Below are 16,188 nucleotides of genomic sequence, written 5' to 3'. Positions count from 1 at the left end.
ACCACTGCCCCATAGGGTCAGTGGCTGTTGACCGCCCGCCTCTCGCCAATGCCCAAGACGGGCGAATCGGCGAGGCTTTGACATCCTCCTCCGCCTGGTGCGGAGGATTCCAACCCTCGCGGGTCGGGCTTTCTGCTTCGCAGCCGGTTGCCGACCTGGATGACCAGCGAAGGAACGGTGTACCGCCCATCGGTCTTACATCAGCTCCACAGACCTGACATCCCGCCAGCCCGGCGGTAGGCCCAGTCGACTTGGTTCTCGCCGACCGGGCACGGATAACCTATCGCCAATTCGGATTATCCCGAGCGGATCGGGCAGATAGTCGCCTAAACGAGTGAATCGTCGGATGCCTGCCCATCTCGCCGGGAAGTTCGGCTCCTACCCCGGTTGAGGTACCCGATGACGCAAGCGGCGCTCACGCACCCCCCGGCGGCCCGGGCCACCGCCGACCCCGCACCGGCCCGGAGCGGGCTGCTCCGCTGGGCGGCCGACCACTCCGGTTGGCTCGGCCCGATCGCCGTCGCCCTGTTCGCCGGCCTGCTGCGGTTCTGGAACCTCGGCTACCCCAACGCCTTCGTCTTCGACGAGACGTACTACCCCAAGGACGCCTGGTCGCTGCTCCAGCAGGGCTACGAGGGCACCTGGCCCGACCACGCCAACACCGACATCCTGGCCGTCCCGCAGTCCATCCCGCTCAGCTCCGTGCCCGAGTTCATCGCCCACCCGCCACTCGGCAAATGGGTGATGGCGATCGGCGAGCAGCTGTTCGGCCTGCACCCCTTCGGCTGGCGGTTCATGACCGCCCTGCTCGGCACCGTCACCGTACTGATGCTGGCCCGGATCGGCCGCCGGCTCTTCGGCTCCACCCTGGTCGGCTGCACCGCCGCCCTGCTGATGTCCGTCGACGGCCTCCAGCTGGTGATGAGCCGGGTCGGCCTGCTCGACGGCATCCAGATGTTCTTCGTGCTCGCCTCCTTCGGCGCCCTGCTGATCGACCGCGACCACGTCCGGGCGAAGCTGGCCGCCGTGACCGATGCCGACCGGGCGAGCCTCGGGCTGCGCCCCTGGCGGATCGCCGCCGGGGTGTTCGTCGGCGCGGCCTGCGCGGTCAAGTGGAACGGCGCCCCGATCCTCGCCGCCTTCGGCATCCTGACCGTGCTCTGGGACCAGTCCGGCCGCCGCGGCGCCGGAGCCCGTCACCCGTGGCGCGCCATGCTGCGCCGGGACGCCGTACCGGCCTTCCTCGCCATGGTCGGCTCCGCCCTGGTGGTGTACGTCGGTGCCTGGAGCGGCTGGCTGGCCAGCGGCGTGGGCGGCGACGGCGGCTACGACCGGCACTGGGCCGACGGCCGTGCCGGGCTCTCCCCGGACCACGTCCTCGGCGTCCCGCTGCCGCAGGTCTCGATGAGCTGGGTGCCCGCGGCGCTGCGCAGCCTGTGGCACTACCACTCGCAGATGTACGACTTCAACACCGGCCTGAGCACCCCGCACACCTACCAGTCCAACCCCTTCGCCTGGCTGGTCGACGGCCGCCCGGTCTCGATGTACTGGGAGCAGGTCCCGGACGGGACGCGCGGCTGCACCTCCTCCGGCGGCTGCGCGGCGCAGATCCTGGGCCTGGGCACCCCGTTCCTGTGGTGGGCGGCCTGCTTCGCGCTGGTCTACCTGCTGTGGCGCTGGTTCTTCCGCCGGGACTGGCGCTCGGGCGCCGTGCTGTGCGCGGTGGCCGGGATCTACCTGCCCTGGTTCCAGTACCAGCAGCGGACGATCTTCTCCTTCTACATGGTCGTGCTGGTGCCGTTCCTGTGCCTGGCCGTCGCCCAGATGCTCGGGGCGATCCTCGGCCCGGTCGGCAGCAGTCCCGAGCGCCGCCGCTACGGGGCGATCGGCGCCGGGCTGATCGTGCTCGCGATCGTCGGCTGCTTCGCCTTCTTCTACCCGCTGTACACGGCGGAGGTGATCCCGATGTCGTCCTGGCAGGACCGGATGTGGTTCACCAGCTGGATCTGATGCCGGTTCCGTCGGCGGCGTCCGGCGGGCAGCTGCTGCCGGTCACCCCGGTGCTCGGGGTGGTCACCGCGGCGCTGCTGCTGGCCGCGGTGGCGGTGGCCGGGTGGGGCCTGCTCGGCCACGGACGGGCGGTGGTGCGGGCCGGGCTGCGGGCGGTCGTCCAGCTGGCCGCCGTCGCCGCGGTGATCAGCTGGGTGGTCGGCTCGCTCTGGCGGTCGGCGCTGTTCGTGCTGCTGATGTTCGCGGTCGCGGTGCGAACGGCCGGGCGGCGGATGACCCGGGGCCCCGGCTGGGTCTGGGCGGCCGCCCCGATCGGCGTCGGGGTGCTGCCGGTGCTCGTCCTGCTGCTGGCCGTCGGACTGCTGCCGCCCAAGGGCCTGTCGGTGATCCCGGTCGCGGGCATCCTGATCGGCGGCGGGCTCACCGCCACCTCGCTGGCCGGACGGCGGGCGCTGGACGAGCTGCGGCAGCGGCGCGGCGAGGTGGAGGCGGCGCTGGCGCTCGGTTTCGAGGAGCGGGACGCCCGGCTGGAGATCTGCCGTACGGCGGCCGCGACCTCGCTGGTCCCGGCGCTGGACCAGACCCGTACGGTCGGGCTGGTCACCCTGCCGGGCGCCTTCGTCGGCATGCTGCTCGGCGGCGCCTCGCCCGTTCAGGCCGGGGCGGTGCAGCTGTTCGTGCTGATCGGGCTGCTGGCGGTGGAGTCGACGGCGATCGTGGTGGTGCTGGAGCTGGTCGGGCGGGGGCTGGTGACGGCGGGGCCGTCCAACGGCGTCGGGTAGGCTTGGGCGCGTTGAAGGGGAGTAGCCCTCCACCGGACCGTCGACATACTGGCCCTCACGGGCCCGGCGCCCGGGGCACCTCGGCGAGCCATCCGATCCGGTTGATCCGGTCGATGCGGATGGTCCGGACGGACGGTGCCGGCGAGACCTTCGGCCGCAGTGCTGTGACCGTTTCCAGTGCTGTCGGGCCGAAGCGACCCCTGACGGAGCTGCGGAGGCCGGGCAGCCCGACCGAGGGATTCCTCCGATGAGTTTGACCGTTGCCGCGTTGACGTTCGGCATCATCTTCCTGGCCGAACTGCCGGACAAGACCGCGCTGGCCAGTCTGGTGCTCGGCACCAAGTACCGCGCGAGCTACGTCTTCGCGGGCATCGCCGCCGCCTTCGCCCTCCAGGTGGGCCTGGCCCTGGTCGCCGGGCACCTGCTCTCGCTGCTGCCGCACCGCTGGGTGGAGGGCATCACCGGCGCGCTGTTCCTGGTCGGCGCGGCGATGCTGCTGTTCCACGGCGGTGAGGACGACGACGAGCACGCCGCCAAGGAGCCGTCCTCGAACAGCTTCTGGAAGGTGGCCGGGGCCAGCTTCGTGGTCGTCGCGATCGCCGAGTTCGGTGACCTGACCCAGATCATGACCGCCAACCTGGCCGCCAAGTACGCCGATCCGCTGGCCGTCGGCATCGGCTCCTGGCTGGCGCTCTGCGCGGTCGGCGGGATCGCCATCGTGGGCGGGCAGAAGCTGCTCAAGTACGTGCCGATGAAGCTGATCATCCGGGTGGCTGCGGGGATCATGGTGGTGCTGGCGGGCGTCAGCATCTTTGGGGCGATCGCCGGCTGATGCGGGGAGAGCCCCGGCCGGCGGCGGTCGCCCCGGCTCAGCAGCCGGGGTCGGCGGTCAGGACGGCCTGGGTCTTGGGACCGTAGACGCCGTTCTCGCCCCTGATCCGGTTATCGCGCTGGTAGCTGATGAGTGCCGCCTGGGTCTGGGCGTCGAAAGTGCCGGTGACGATCGAACTGTCGACGAATCCGCACCCGGCGGCGTAGAGCTGCTGCTGCATCGCCTTGACGTCGGGCCCGCTCATCCCGATCTGGAGCAGCCGTGGCGTGGGCGTCGGGGTGGGCGTGGGGGTCGGCGTCGGCGTAGGGGTGGGCGTGGGTGTCGGGGTGGGGGTCGGCGTCGGCGTGTGGGTCGGCGTCGGGGTGGGCGTGGGGGTCCGGGTCGGACTGGGTCTGCTCGTCCGGGTCGGGGTCGGGCTCGGCGTGTCGCTGGTGGGGGCCGGGGAGGCCGGGGGCGGGGCGGCCTGGCTGGGCGGGTCCGACGGCGCGGGCGCGAGCGTGGTGACGGGCAGCGGGTCCGCCCGGCGGGTCGGCGTGGACGAGGGCGTCACGGCGTAGGCGAGGCCCACGGTGAGCGCCAGCAGGCCCGCGCCGACGCCCGCGATCAGCAGCTTGTGCTGGGCGAACGGGCTTTGCGCGGACTGCTCGGCCGCCCGCCGTGCGGCCCGTCCGCCGACGGGCCCGGACCCGGGTTCCGGTGCCTGGTTCTCGAACGGGAAGTAGCCGAGGTCCTCGCCCGCGCCGGGCGGGACCGGAGGCAGGGTGGTGGTGGCGTACGCGTCCGGCGCGGGGCCCGGTACGGGCGGCAGCACGGTCGTCGCGTAGGCGTCCGCGTCCGGCCCGAGCGGGGGCGTGACGGGCGGCTGCGTGGCATACGGGGGTTGCGTGGCTTGCGTCGGCTGGACCGGCGGGAGCGGCTGGACCGGCGGCAGGACGGTGGTCGCGAACGGGTCCCCGGCCGGCGGCGGCTCCTCCGCCACCTGGCCGGCCGACTGCGGCACGTACGGGCGGACTAGCGGCGGGCCTTCGACGTGCGGGAGGACGGTGGTCTCGTCCAGGCTCGGATCCGGGAGGCAGCCGCACCCGGTTGAGCGTGCGGTGCCGCACGTCGGGCAGTGCTGGTCCGGCATCGGCCGGTCCTCCTCGGGTGTCGGTCCTCGGTTCTCAGGTCTCGCGATCGGGCCTGATTATGCAGGACGTCCCGGAGGGTGGACAGTGGCGTCCGGCCCCCGGCGGGGGTGTTGTGCCGGTTGGTGGTGGTTGGCTCCCGAGGAAACCGCTGAAACGCGAGGGACGGAACCGGCGCTTACGTTCGGCTCAACCCGGCGGAACAAACCAGGACATATCTGCCAGCATGGGGAACTGGGAGTGATCATCCGACGGGCGTCCGGTCGTCGGCCCCGCGACCCTACGGAGAGGCCGTGCCGCCTGTGGAGACGCCATGACGGACCCGCTCGCCGCGTCCGACCGGAGCCCGGCGAACGTGCCCGGCCCGCCGGAGGCCAACGTCCCCAACCTGTGGGTGCCGATCGGCGCCCTGCTGCTGGCGATGCTGCTCGCCGCCCTCGACCAGACCATCGTCTCCACCGCGCTGCCCACCATCGTCAGCGACCTCGGAGGCCTGGACCACCTGTCCTGGGTGGTCACCGCCTACCTGCTGGCCTCCACCGCCGCCACCCCGCTGTGGGGCAAGCTCGGCGACATGTACGGCCGGAAGCGCTTCTTCCAGGCCTCCATCGTGATCTTCCTGCTCGGCTCGGTGCTGTGCGGAATCGCCCAGGACATGGGCGAGCTGATCGCCTTCCGCGCGCTCCAGGGCCTCGGGGGCGGCGGCCTGATGGTGCTCTCCCAGGCGATCGTCGGCGACCTGGTCCCGCCCCGGGACCGTGGCAAGTACCAGGGCCTGTTCGGCGCCGTCTTCGGCGTCACCAGCGTGCTCGGTCCGCTGCTCGGCGGGCTGTTCGTCGACCACCTCAGCTGGCGCTGGGTCTTCTACATCAACCTGCCGATCGGCGCGGTCGCCCTGGTGGTGATCGCCGCGGTGCTGCACGGGCTGGAGGTGCGGCGCGAACACCGGATCGACTACCTGGGTACCGCGCTGATCGCCGCCGTCGCCACCTGCCTGGTGCTGATGACCTCGCTCGGCGGCACCACCTGGGCCTGGAGCTCCTGGCAGATCGTCGGCCTGGGCGTACTGGGCCTGGTGCTGCTGGTCGCCTTCGTCGAGGTCGAGCGCACCGCCGCGGAGCCCGTCCTGCCGCTGCGACTGTTCCGCTCGCAGACCTTCAGCCTGGTCGCGGTGATCTCCTTCGTGGTCGGCTTCGCGATGTTCGGCGCGCTCACCTACCTGCCGACCTTCCTCCAGGTGGTCCACCAGGTCTCGCCCACCATGTCCGGCATCCACATGCTGCCGATGGTGCTCGGCATGCTGGTCACCTCGATCGGCTCCGGCCAGATCGTCGCCCGCACCGGCCACTACCGGGCCTTCCCGATCGCCGGGACGGCCGTCACCACGGTCGGACTGCTGCTGCTCTCCCGGCTGGACGAGCACAGCAGTACGGCCGAGATGAGCCTCTACTTCCTGGTCTTCGGCCTCGGGCTGGGCCTGGTGATGCAGGTGCTGGTGCTGATCGTGCAGAACTCGGTCGGCTACCAGGACCTCGGCGTGGCCACCGCGGGCGCCACCTTCTTCCGCTCCATCGGCGCCTCCTTCGGCGTCTCCGTCTTCGGGACGATCTTCGCCGGCGGCCTGCGCTCCCGGCTCGCCGACGCCCTGGTCGGCCAGCCGCTGCCGCCGGGCTTCCACGTCGAGGCGATCACCTCCGACCCCCGGCTGATCACCCGGCTGCCGGCCGCCGCCCGGGCCGGGGTCTACCACGCGTACGCCGACTCGATCACCCGGGTCTTCCTGTACGCGGTGCCCGTGGCGGTGGTCGCGTTCGTCCTCTCGCTCTTCCTGCGCGAGCAGAAGCTGCGCTCCACGGTGACCGCGCCCGACCTCAGCGAGTCCATCGGCCTCAACCCGGTCGAGCGCAGCTCGCTGGACGAGATCGCCCGCGCCCTCTCGGTGCTGAGCACCCGCGAGGCCCGGCGCGACCTGTTCCGCCGGATCACCGCCACCGCCGGGCTCGACCTGCTGCCCGCCTCCAGCTGGCTACTGCTCCAGATGCACCACCACGGCTCGGTGGAGCCCGCCGAACTCGCCGAGCGGCGGATCGTCCCGATCGCGGTCGTCGAGGAGGCGGTCCGTGAGGTGGAGGGCCGGGGCCTCGCCGTCCGGGCGGGCGGCCTGGACCTACGGCTCACCGAACCGGGCGAGGAGGTGGCGCTGCGGCTGGTCGCGGCCCGGCGCACCCAGCTGTCCGAGCTGCTGGGCGACTGGGACGAGAAGCAGTACGCGGACCTCGCCGAACTGCTCACCCGGCTCAGCTCCACCCTCTGCGCCGACCTCCGGGACCGGCCGGACCCGATCGGACCGGAGCCGCCGTACCGGGGAGAGGGGCGGTCCTTCTAGCCTTGTGCTGCCGGTGCGTCAGCTGCTCGGGGTGTCGAACCCGTCGGGTCGATCCCGGTCGGGTCGATCCCCGTCAGGGCGCACCGAACCCGCGTGGCGTGAGGCGCGGCGTGAGGCGCGGTGTGAGGTGTAGGAGACTGCTGCCCGTACGCAGCAACCGAGCCGGCGCCCGGACCCGGGGCCCCGGCGGAGCAGAAGGAGCGGCATGCCCGTCGTCAAGATCAACGTACTGACTGTCCCCGCCGAGCAGCGCGAGGAGCTGGAGAAGCGCTTCGCCCACCGTGCGCACGCCGTCGAAAGCTCCGACGGTTTCGAGTGGTTCGAACTGCTCCGTCCGGTCGAGGGCACCGACCAGTACCTCGTCTACACCCGCTGGCGCGACGAGGAGTCCTTCCAGGCCTGGATGGAGGGCCCCATGAAGGCGGCTCACCAGCACGGCGGCGAGGGCGAGGCTCCCAAGCGCCCGGCCGCCTCCGGTTCCACCCTCTGGTCCTTCGACGTCGTCCAGTCGGCGGGCCCGAAGGCCTGACGATCGGACAGGGCGAACGGCGCGTCCCGGGTTCACCGGGGCGCGCCGTTCGTCGTCCGGGGCCGTCGGTCGTCAGGCCGCCGCGGCGTAGAGGACCTCGCGCAGGCCCGGGACGGTTTCGCGGTCGGCGCGCCAGACGAGGCGGAGGTGGAGGGGCGGGGGGTCGAGGGGGAGGCGGATGAGGGCGCCGGAGGCGAGGGGGTCGCGGACGGCGAAGTCGGGGAGGAGCGCGATGCCGAGGCCCTGTTCGGCGCAGGCGCGGGTGACCGCGACGCCGCCGGTGCGGACGCGTTCGACGTCGTGGCCGAGCAGGCGTTCGCCGGCCAGCCAGAAGGAGCAGGCGGGGGCGTTGACCAGGAGGCGTTGGCCGCTGAGGTCCTCGCGGGTGAGGGTGGCGGCCTGCGCCAGGGGGTGGGCGGGGGCGGCGACCAGGGCGAGCGGGACGTCCTTGAGGTCGAGGTAGTCGAGCGGGGCGGGCGGGAGGTAGAAGCCGAGTTCGCCGAGCGGGCCGGCGGTGTCCAGGATCAGGGCTGCTTCCAGGGCCCCGGCGGCGACGCCGCCGAGCAGGGCGTCCCGGGCGGTGTCGGTGTGCAGGGAGACGTCCAGGTCGGGCCGGCGTTCGGCGAGGCGGGCCAGGACGGCGGGGACGTGGGTGGCCGCTATGGTCTCCAGGGCGCCGAGGCGGAGCCGCGCCCGGTCGGCGATCACCTCGCGGCGGGCCTGGTCGGCCTGGTCGAGCAGCTTGCGGGACCAGGGCAGCAGCCGCTCGCCGGCCGGGGTGAGGGTCATCCCGCGCGGGGCCCGGTCGAACAGCTCGATGCCCAGGCTGCGTTCGAGGGTACGGATCTGTTCGGAGACGGAGGACGGTGCGAGGCCGAGTGCCACCGCCGCCGCGGTGACGGTGCGGTGGGCGACGACGGCTTCGAAGACGCGCAACTGACGGAGTTCCACTGGTTTCCTCGGTTCCCCCGAACGGCCGGCCGTGGTGTGGTCGTGGGCATGCCGGTGCTGGTGTTGCGGGACAGCGTACGGGGGCGTTCGGGTATTCCGAACGGTGTGTGAGGGATCGGCGGTGGAGCGGGGGAGGGACGCGCAGCAGAGTGGGTGACCGATCCCCCACTGACTTGGAGAAATCCCTTGGCTGCTCCCGTTCTTGGCGCTGCTCCAGCCGGTTCAGCCGGTTCAGCCGGTTCGGCCGGTCTGTCGGCGGCGACCCGGCTGCGCGCCCTGCTGGGCATCTCGCTCGGCTACTTCATGGTGCTGCTCGACACCACCGTCCTCTCCGTCGCCGAGCCCGACGTGGCGTCCTCACTGGGTAGTTCGACGGCCGGGCTGCAGTGGGCCGTCACCGGCTACAGCGTCGCCTTCGGCGCGCTGCTGCTGTCCGCCGGGGCCGCCGCCGACCGCTACGGCGCCCACCGGGCCTTCCGCTTCGGCATCGCCGCCTTCGGCGCCGGCTCGCTGCTCAGCGCGTTCGCACCGGACATCTGGACGCTGGTGCTGCTGCGCGCCGTCCTGGGCGTCGCGGCGGCGGCCTGCGTGCCGGCCAGCATGGCGCTGATCACCCGGCTGTACCCCGAACCGGCCGAGCGGGCCCGGGCGGTGGCCGTCTGGGCGGCGGTCAGCGGCTGCGCGATGGCCTTCGGGCCGCTGGTCGGCGGCGTGCTGGTGGACCTCGCCGGGTGGCGGGCGGTGTTCCTGGTGAACGTCCCGCTGGCGGTGCTGGTGCTCGGCCTGGTGGCCGGACGGGCGGTGTACGGGCCGCGCGGGGAGCGCCGCATCGACTGGTGGGCCCAACTGGCCGCCTGCGCGACCCTCGCGCTGGCCACCGACGCGCTGATCGCGCTCGGCAACTCCGACTGGATGCAGGCGAGTTCGGCTGGTGTCGGGGCGGTCGTGGCGGGCGTCGGGTTCGTCCGGCGCGAGCGGCGCAGCCCCGCCCCCGTGCTGCAGCCCGCCGTACTGCGGGCACGCGGGATGGGCGCGGTGCTGCTGGCGGGCGCGACGGTGAACTTCGCCATGCTGGGCGTGCTGTTCCTGCTGCCGCTGCTGCTGCAGGGGGAGTTGGGGATGTCGCCGACGATGGCCGGGCTGGCGTTCCTGCCGATGACCTTGCCGCCGGGCTTCAACCCGCTGCTCACCGGGCGGATCGTGGCCAAGGTCGGCCCGTGGAAGCCGGTGCTGGGCGGGCTGGTGCTGCTGGCCGTCGGCTGCGCGGTGTTCGCCGTGGCCGTGCTGTGCGGCACGCCCTACCCGCTGCTGGCCGTCGGCCTGTTGGCGGCCGGGTTCGGGGTCTCCTTCGCCCTGCCCGCGCTGATCACGGCCGTGGTCACCACCGCCCCGGACGGCAGCGCCGGCGCGGCGGGCGGCCTGCTCAACGCCGTCCGGCAGGTCGGCGCGACGGTGGGCGTGGCGGTCACGGGCGCGTTCGTCGGCGGCAGTGACGGCGGCCTCGCGGTGGCGCTGCTGGTGCCGGCGGTGATGTGCGCGCTGTCCGCCGTGTTGGTGCGGCGGAGCCGGGCGGCCGGCTGAGCGTTCCGGGCGGCGCGGGACGTTCAGCCGAACCGTTCAGCCGGCGAGCATCCCGTCCAGGTACTCCCGCACCGGCCCGAACATCGGGAGCGGCACGTACTCGGGGAGTTCGCCCCGGGCCACCCAGGCGAGGGCGTCCAGCTCCTCGGTGTCCACGACCTCGGTGGTGCCGCCGACGACCTCGCAGGCCGTGTACGACATCCGGTCGGCTACCGGCTCTCGGGCCCGTAGAGCGCGGCCGGCGCGCCGGTGGCCAGCGCCCAGTAGCGGTCACCGTACGACCAATGCCACCACTCCGTTGGGTAGTTGACCATCCCGACGCCCGCCAGAACGCCGCTGAGCAGCCGCCGGTTGGCGCGGGCCTGCGGGCTGATGTCGTCGGCGTCGGTGTAGCAGGCCCCGGCGCTCTCCTCGGGGCTGGCGTTGACCCTGGTCCCGAGGTCCAGCTCGCGGCCGTCGGCATCGATGAGGGTGAGGTCGACGGCGGCCCCGGCACTGTGCGGCGCGATCTCGGGCGGCGAGACGTACCGGCTGGCCGCCGACCTGATCCGGTCGTCCGGCCAGTCCGGGTTCGCGGAACGCAACTCGGCGGCGTACTCGGTGAAGTAGCGGCTCTGGAGGGCCGGCGGCCGGTAGCCCTCGATGAACAGCAGGCGGATGCCATCGGGCAGCTTCGTCTGGGCGTCGAGGAGCCGGTCCAGGACGGTGCTCCGCAACTGCGCGAACGCGCCGGTGCCGTCCTGCTTGCGGCCGTCGACCAGCAGCCCGGGACCGCGTACGTCCACGAGCCGCTCGCCGCACTCCTGGACCGGGACCGCGGCCACCTTCGGGTCCGACATGAGGGTGATCCTGCTCAACAGTGCCTCCTCGGTGGGCGATTGGGTGGTTCGCCGAGTCATTCTCACCGACCTTCGTCGATAGCATGATCGTCTCAACATATCTGGAGGCCCTCATGCCCATTGTCATCGCCACGATCAAGACCAAGCCCGGCCGACGCGACGAGGTCCTGGCCGCCTTCGAGAAGCACACCCCGGCCGTCCACGCCGAGAACGGCTGCGAGCTCTACGCCGTCCACGCCGGCACCGACCGCGTCACCGTGGTGGAGAAGTGGGCCGACCAGGCAGCCCTGGACGCCCACGGCGCGGGCGCCCCCCTGGCCGCCATCGCCGCCGCCACCACCGACGCGCTCGCCGAGCCCCTCGACATCGCGGTCATGGAGCCCTTCCCCGCCGGGGGCGAGGCCAAGGGCCTGCTCTGACCCTCGCAGGCCCCGCGCGCCCCGGCCCGGCAGGCCGGGGCGCGGGGGTCAGTGGTGTCTACCGGGCTCGTTGGTGGGTTCGGCAGGTGATCGCTGCGCGTTCTCGCTCGCGAGTCATGCCCGACTCGGGTCGTCGAGGTCGTCCCCGAAGATGACGTCCAACTCGGCCATCAAGGCCTGCGTCAGCTCAATCTGCTGGGCGCGGTCGATGACGACCTTCGCGAGGTTGCCGATGCCTCGGATGGCGGTGAGATCGTTGCCACGCAGGTCGGTCGCCTTGTAGGTGCCACGGCCGAACTCGGCGTCCCGCAGCGTGCAGTCGTCGAAGACGGCGGCGCTGAGGTCGCATCCGGTGAAGGTCGACTCGGTGAGGACGCAGCGGGTGAAGGCGACCGGACCTGTGGCGCGGAGCTTCTCGAAGGTGGAGTAGTCCAGCTTGCAGCTGTCGAACAGGACATTGTCGAGGGCGAGGCCGCTGAGATTGCTGGCCATGAACTTGCAGTTCTTGAAGACGACGCGCGACAACCTACTGTCGACCCACTGGAGATTGCCGAGGTCGCAGCCGTCGAACTCAACCGAGTCGACCCGGACTTCGATGAGCCGCACACGGGATGCGCGCAGATTGGCGATGCGGCCGGTGATGAGGTGGGCGTTCGCGAGGTCAAGCTCGCGCAGGTCGGCGTCGGCGTAGTTGAAATCCTGGACAGTGCCCCGGCCGCTCTCCAGTGATGTCACGTTGGAGAGGTAGCCGTCACCGAGATCGGGCAGGGTCATGCTGGCGCGGCGAAAGGTGCGGTTGGTCATGGTGCGTGCTCGCTCTCGATGGGCCCGGTCGTAGTCAGCTGGCCTGAAGGCGTTCCAGGAACTCCGGGACGCCGTCGACCTGGCGGTAGGGCTTGAAGGCCGGCGAGAGTTCGCGGACCAGGGTGACGCACCTGGGGGCGCCCAGGCGGCTGGCCAGGTCGAGCGACTCGTTGATGACGGTGAGTGCCTGCTCGACGTCGTTGGACTGGAGGTGGCCCTTGGCCTGGTAGGTGAGGAAGATCCCGCGGGTTTTGTCCCTGGCTCGGGGCAGCAGGGCCATGCCCTCGACGATCCGGGCATGGGCCTCGTCGGTGCGGCCGAGGTCCAGGAGGCATTGGCCGGAGTCCACCGCCAGGTCGGCGGGGCTCATCCAGGAGCACCAGCCGGGGGCCGGATCGGGTACCTCGATCGCGAGGGCGGACTCGGCCTCGGACAGGTCGCGGTAGCAGGCGGAGCGGTCGCCGAGGGCGGCATGAGCCCGGGCCCGGCGGAGAAGCAGCAGCGACCGGGCGGTGGGGTGCGAGATGTCGGAGATGGCGTGGCCGAGCTGGTCGACGGAGACTTTTGGCTCGCCGAGCCACTTCGCCTGGTAGGCGAAGTCGGACAGAACTCCAGCACCGTGGTCGCGGTCGCCAGCTGCGTGCGCGGACTGTAGCGCGGCCTCCCAGAGTTTCCCGGCCGCCCAGTGCTGGCCCTGGTCGAAGCGGTGCCAGCCGCAGGTGGTGGCGAGCGAAGCCGCCAGCATATGGAGACGGCGGCCGGTGGATTCGCTGTAGGCGCCGCCCTTGAGCAGGTCGGCGACGGTGCCCAGGTGGGCATCCATCAGGCGGATGGTGTGCTGGCGCTGTTCGGTGGGCAGAACTGTCAGCCCCTTGCTGGTGTCCTCCAGCCAGTCCACGAGGTCGTCGTCCACCCGCTTGCCGCCCAGGGCGGAGGTGACACGTTCGGGTTCGATCGTGGCCCACTGTGCGGCCAGGCCGGCCAGCGAGATCGCGCTGAAGGTCATGAAGCTACGGCGGTCCATGGCGGCTCTCTGTGCGTCTCGGAGTGCTGGAAGGACGAAGGCAGCCCCCAACCGCAGCGGTTCGTCTCGCCCGGGCAGCCAGTAGGGCCACCCGTACGCCTCCATGTCCGATACCGGGACGTCGAAGGCTTCGGCGATGAGGAGTTGGGAGTCGATGTTGGGCGTCTTGCGCCAGTGCTCCCAACGGCTGACAGTCGACTTGTCGGCACCGGACAGGAGCCCGTGACGCCGGGCGGCCTTGTTCAGCTCCGCGACCAGGTCGCTCTGCGACCAGCCGTGCAGTTCACGCCCGACAGTGATCACGCTGGCCGCTGCCAGCACCGATCACTTGGTGATGAACCTGCAGGTCAGGATGTTGCACCGTGATCCATGATCCCGTCCGAACCAGCACGTGTCGCGCCGTCCGCTCACGCATCGCTCACGCATCGACCTCGCCATCTGGGGAGCAATCAGGGTGATCGTGATGTCAGATGATGGGAGTTCAGAGACCGCTGTGGCACCGATCAGCGCCCGGTCCTCCCTCTCGGTCCCTAGACTGTGCCAGAGCGATGCAGCGCATGGCACGGCATTGGGGGCAAATTTGGAAGAGTCAGAACGCAGGGCTGCCACGGCTCCCATCCGTATCCACCAGATCCGCACTGCGCTTCTGCAGCAGTACCAGGGCCTCATCTACGACGAAGACCTCAAGGGGTACGACCCTCAAGGCTACGAACAGCGTTTCCTCTCACGCGCGTTGACGGCGGCTGCTGTACGCGAAGTGACGGGATGCGACCAGAAGACCGCTGGTGCCTCCGTCATCGACGGTGAAGACGACCAAGGCATCGACGGTGTGGCTGTCACCGAGGGCACACAAGAGGTCTGGCTCGTCCAAGCAAAATGGAGTGACGAGGGCAAGGGCAAGCTCGACACCAATGCGGCGCACAAGCTCATCGCTGGCCTCCGCCTCATCGAGCAGCGAAGCTTCGACCGCTTCAACGACCGCCTGGAGCCAATCGCTGCTCGTGTTAACGCTGCGATGCACGATGCCCGACTCAAGGTGACTCTGGTAATCGCTGTCATGGGTGTGGGGACGCTCAGCAAGGAATCCATTAACGTTCTCGAAGACGCTCGCAACGACTTCAACGGATTTGGCCCGCTCCTCGAGTATCGCGTGGTACACGCTGCTGACATCCTCCGGCAGATTCGCGAGGATCTCGCTCCCGAACCTGTACGTGTAACCGTGCGGATGACGAACTGGCTCCGGCGGAACACTCCACTCAGTGCCTACCAAGGCACCGTGTCGGCAAGCAATATCGCGGAGTGGTATCAGGAACACGAAAGCCGGCTGTACGAGCAGAACCTGCGCCAGTCTCTTGGCACTACCCGCGTCAACTCGGGCATGCTGAGCACTCTGGTGGACGAGCCGGAGAACTTCTGGCTCTTCAACAACGGCGTGACGGTGCTGTGCGACCAGCTGGAAGAAGAATGGCCAGGGCGCCGCCGTCCAGACGAGCCCGTACATCTACACCTGTCAGGGGTCAGCGTCGTAAACGGCGCGCAAACCGTCGCGGCGGCGCACCGCGCCACGAAGGCGTCCCCCGAGGCAGTCGAGGACGCCGAGGTCACGGTCAAAGTGATCGTCGTCGACAAGAACATGCCGGATCTGGCCCAGCGCATCACTGAGACAACCAATACACAGAATCACGTGGAGCAGCGCGACTTCATCGCTTTGGACGAGGTTCAGGCGATGATCCGCGAGGACTTCATGCTGTCCCTCCAAAAGTCCTACGTGTTCAAGCGCGGCGAACCCGACCCGGCGCCGGACGAGGGCTGTTCTGTGGTGCAAGCCGCCATTGCCCTGGCATGTGCGCACCGCAACACCGAACTCGCCGTGCGCGCAAAGCGGGACACAGATCTTCTCTGGGAGCGTGGTAGCGGCGGCGCCTACCCTCGCCTCTTCGGTGAGCGTCCAGGGGCCTTCCAGATTTGGCGCTCAGTACTTGTGCACCGCACCGTAGGTACCGCCCTCAACGAAGAACGCAAGCGCTTCCAGAAGCGCGCTGCAGACGTGAGCCAGCGAGGTGACCTACTCGTCACCCACCTGGTCTTTCAGCTTCTCGATCAGGACCGCATCGACGATCCGGAGTACGACTGGGATGCGGCGCTGCGAGAGGTCCCCGCCCTCACCAGTCGTGTCCTGTCCTGGCTGATCCACCACATCGACATGGAGTACGGACAGACCTCCTTCCTCAGTGGAACACTCACTGATGCCGGGCGCTGCAAGCGACTTGCGGAGCTGGTTCTGCGCGACGCCGCACGGGAAGGAGTCATTCCCGATCTGCCGGCCATTTACGAGGCTGCCAAGGAGGGTAAGCGCAAACCGCGCCGCCCCAATGCCGTGCCCACCCTCGTGGACCACGGAAGGATCACCGACGGAGCGCCAGTTCGCCTGCGCCTGTGGAACAAACCCGAGATCGACGCACTCACCCCATGGCTCGCTGAGGACCCCCGGCGCGGTGAAGCAACGTGGGTGAACGACCGAACGCGGTGCCTCGTATGGGCGGTCGATGGACGTGCATACTCACCCACGCGCCTCGTCCTCAACCTCTACGAGCTCGCAGGCTGGGAGGAAGCACCCGTGGCGGTCCAGGGCCCTGCGCGGTGGACGGTAGACGGTGGTGCAACCCTCTCAGAGTTGGCTCGGACATTGCTTGACGAGCAGGCCGAACAGGAATAATCCGAGCCCGAGAGTGATCATGCTGGCTGCTGCCAGCATGATCACTTGGTGATGAACCTGCAGGCCAGGACATTGCACCTGATCCATGATCCCGCCCAAACCGGCGCGTGTCACTCCGTCCGCTCACGCAGTGCCAGCCTGACGAGGGCCCACCCGGGCTCACCGACAAGGGCCATCCTGAGGCTCCT

At 70.5% G+C, this 16,188-nt stretch carries 13 protein-coding genes and 1 pseudogene; 8 read left to right on the top strand and 6 right to left on the bottom strand.

Annotation, left to right across the window (positions count from 1 at the left end; translation table 11 throughout):
- Positions 1-399 precede the first annotated feature (399 nt).
- The 3 genes from ACGF12_RS22135 to ACGF12_RS22125 all read left to right on the top strand — a co-directional run bounded on the left by ACGF12_RS22135 (position 400) and on the right by ACGF12_RS22125 (position 3,624).
- Positions 400-2,010 carry a dolichyl-phosphate-mannose--protein mannosyltransferase gene (locus ACGF12_RS22135; protein WP_393032576.1) on the top strand — a complete coding sequence of 537 codons (1,611 nt, stop codon included), beginning with the start codon at positions 400-402 and terminating at the stop codon, positions 2,008-2,010.
- Entirely contained in the window at positions 2,010-2,792 is a 783-nt protein-coding gene (locus tag ACGF12_RS22130) for an ABC transporter permease (protein ID WP_393032573.1), read from the top strand. The genes ACGF12_RS22135 and ACGF12_RS22130 overlap by 1 nt, the downstream gene beginning before the upstream one ends.
- Before the next feature lie 247 nt (positions 2,793-3,039).
- Positions 3,040-3,624, top strand: coding sequence for a TMEM165/GDT1 family protein (locus tag ACGF12_RS22125; protein ID WP_393032570.1), 585 nt, complete (start codon positions 3,040-3,042; stop codon positions 3,622-3,624).
- A 37-nt stretch (positions 3,625-3,661) separates the two neighbouring features.
- On the opposite strand, the gene ACGF12_RS22120 is transcribed toward ACGF12_RS22125, so the two are convergent.
- Positions 3,662-4,753, bottom strand: a complete 1,092-nt coding sequence (locus ACGF12_RS22120) for a peptidoglycan-binding domain-containing protein (protein WP_393032567.1) — start codon at positions 4,751-4,753, stop codon at positions 3,662-3,664.
- Between the two features lie 311 nt (positions 4,754-5,064).
- Here ACGF12_RS22120 and ACGF12_RS22115 point away from each other — a divergent pair, with 311 nt between their 5' ends.
- Entirely contained in the window at positions 5,065-7,137 is a 2,073-nt protein-coding gene (locus tag ACGF12_RS22115; RefSeq protein ID WP_393032564.1) for a DHA2 family efflux MFS transporter permease subunit, read from the top strand.
- 205 nt (positions 7,138-7,342) lie between these two features.
- Entirely contained in the window at positions 7,343-7,666 is a 324-nt protein-coding gene (locus tag ACGF12_RS22110; protein WP_393032561.1) for an antibiotic biosynthesis monooxygenase family protein, read from the top strand.
- Between the two features lie 72 nt (positions 7,667-7,738).
- On the opposite strand, the gene ACGF12_RS22105 is transcribed toward ACGF12_RS22110, so the two are convergent.
- On the bottom strand, positions 7,739-8,617 hold the full coding sequence (locus ACGF12_RS22105; RefSeq protein ID WP_393032558.1) for a LysR family transcriptional regulator: 879 nt from the start codon (positions 8,615-8,617) through the stop codon (positions 7,739-7,741).
- Positions 8,618-8,803: 186 nt separating this feature from the next.
- Here ACGF12_RS22105 and ACGF12_RS22100 point away from each other — a divergent pair, with 186 nt between their 5' ends.
- Positions 8,804-10,198: an MFS transporter gene (locus tag ACGF12_RS22100; protein WP_393032556.1), complete on the top strand. Its 1,395-nt coding sequence runs from the start codon at positions 8,804-8,806 to the stop codon at positions 10,196-10,198.
- 36 nt (positions 10,199-10,234) lie between these two features.
- On the opposite strand, the pseudogene ACGF12_RS22095 reads toward ACGF12_RS22100, so the two are convergent.
- Positions 10,235-10,399 (bottom strand): annotated as a pseudogene (locus ACGF12_RS22095) (NUDIX hydrolase); the annotation flags it as partial.
- Positions 10,400-10,407: 8 nt separating this feature from the next.
- Positions 10,408-11,055 (bottom strand): M15 family metallopeptidase, encoded by a 648-nt coding sequence (locus ACGF12_RS22090; RefSeq protein ID WP_393032553.1) that lies wholly within the window; start codon positions 11,053-11,055, stop codon positions 10,408-10,410.
- A gap of 95 nt (positions 11,056-11,150) precedes the next feature.
- Here ACGF12_RS22090 and ACGF12_RS22085 point away from each other — a divergent pair, with 95 nt between their 5' ends.
- A complete protein-coding gene (locus tag ACGF12_RS22085; protein ID WP_393032550.1) occupies positions 11,151-11,456 on the top strand; it encodes a putative quinol monooxygenase in 306 nt (101 codons plus the stop codon).
- A 114-nt stretch (positions 11,457-11,570) separates the two neighbouring features.
- Here ACGF12_RS22085 and ACGF12_RS22080 read toward each other — a convergent pair whose 3' ends face one another.
- Both ACGF12_RS22080 and ACGF12_RS22075 read right to left on the bottom strand, forming a co-directional pair.
- The gene (locus ACGF12_RS22080; RefSeq protein WP_393032547.1) at positions 11,571-12,260 is read right to left on the bottom strand and encodes a pentapeptide repeat-containing protein; all 690 of its coding nucleotides are present in this window, start codon (positions 12,258-12,260) and stop codon (positions 11,571-11,573) included.
- A gap of 34 nt (positions 12,261-12,294) precedes the next feature.
- On the bottom strand, positions 12,295-13,605 hold the full coding sequence (locus ACGF12_RS22075) for a helix-turn-helix transcriptional regulator (protein ID WP_393032544.1): 1,311 nt from the start codon (positions 13,603-13,605) through the stop codon (positions 12,295-12,297).
- A gap of 142 nt (positions 13,606-13,747) precedes the next feature.
- Between ACGF12_RS22075 and ACGF12_RS22070 the strand changes: the two genes are divergently transcribed.
- Positions 13,748-16,000, top strand: a complete 2,253-nt coding sequence (locus ACGF12_RS22070) for an AIPR family protein (protein ID WP_393032682.1) — start codon at positions 13,748-13,750, stop codon at positions 15,998-16,000.
- The last annotated feature ends 188 nt before the right edge of the window (positions 16,001-16,188 follow it).

Origin of the sequence: Kitasatospora sp. NPDC048296 (assembly GCF_043201815.1) — a bacterium.
GTDB lineage: Bacteria > Actinomycetota > Actinomycetes > Streptomycetales > Streptomycetaceae > Kitasatospora.
The sequence above is the reverse complement of the archived record's forward strand: the minus strand, read 5'-3'. Positions and strand labels throughout refer to the sequence as shown.

Bases quoted from the DNA above. Each gene is read 5' to 3' on its own strand.
- ACGF12_RS22125 (WP_393032570.1), top strand. From the start codon at position 3,040: ATGAGTTTGACCGTTGCCGCGTTGACGTTCGGCATCATCTTCCTGGCC.
- ACGF12_RS22120 (WP_393032567.1), bottom strand. From the start codon at position 4,753: ATGCCGGACCAGCACTGCCCGACGTGCGGCACCGCACGCTCAACCGGG.
- ACGF12_RS22130 (WP_393032573.1), top strand. From the start codon at position 2,010: ATGCCGGTTCCGTCGGCGGCGTCCGGCGGGCAGCTGCTGCCGGTCACC.
- ACGF12_RS22135 (WP_393032576.1), top strand. From the start codon at position 400: ATGACGCAAGCGGCGCTCACGCACCCCCCGGCGGCCCGGGCCACCGCC.
- ACGF12_RS22085 (WP_393032550.1), top strand. From the start codon at position 11,151: ATGCCCATTGTCATCGCCACGATCAAGACCAAGCCCGGCCGACGCGAC.
- ACGF12_RS22110 (WP_393032561.1), top strand. From the start codon at position 7,343: ATGCCCGTCGTCAAGATCAACGTACTGACTGTCCCCGCCGAGCAGCGC.
- ACGF12_RS22115 (WP_393032564.1), top strand. From the start codon at position 5,065: ATGACGGACCCGCTCGCCGCGTCCGACCGGAGCCCGGCGAACGTGCCC.
- ACGF12_RS22070 (WP_393032682.1), top strand. From the start codon at position 13,748: ATGTCAGATGATGGGAGTTCAGAGACCGCTGTGGCACCGATCAGCGCC.
- ACGF12_RS22080 (WP_393032547.1), bottom strand. From the start codon at position 12,260: ATGACCAACCGCACCTTTCGCCGCGCCAGCATGACCCTGCCCGATCTC.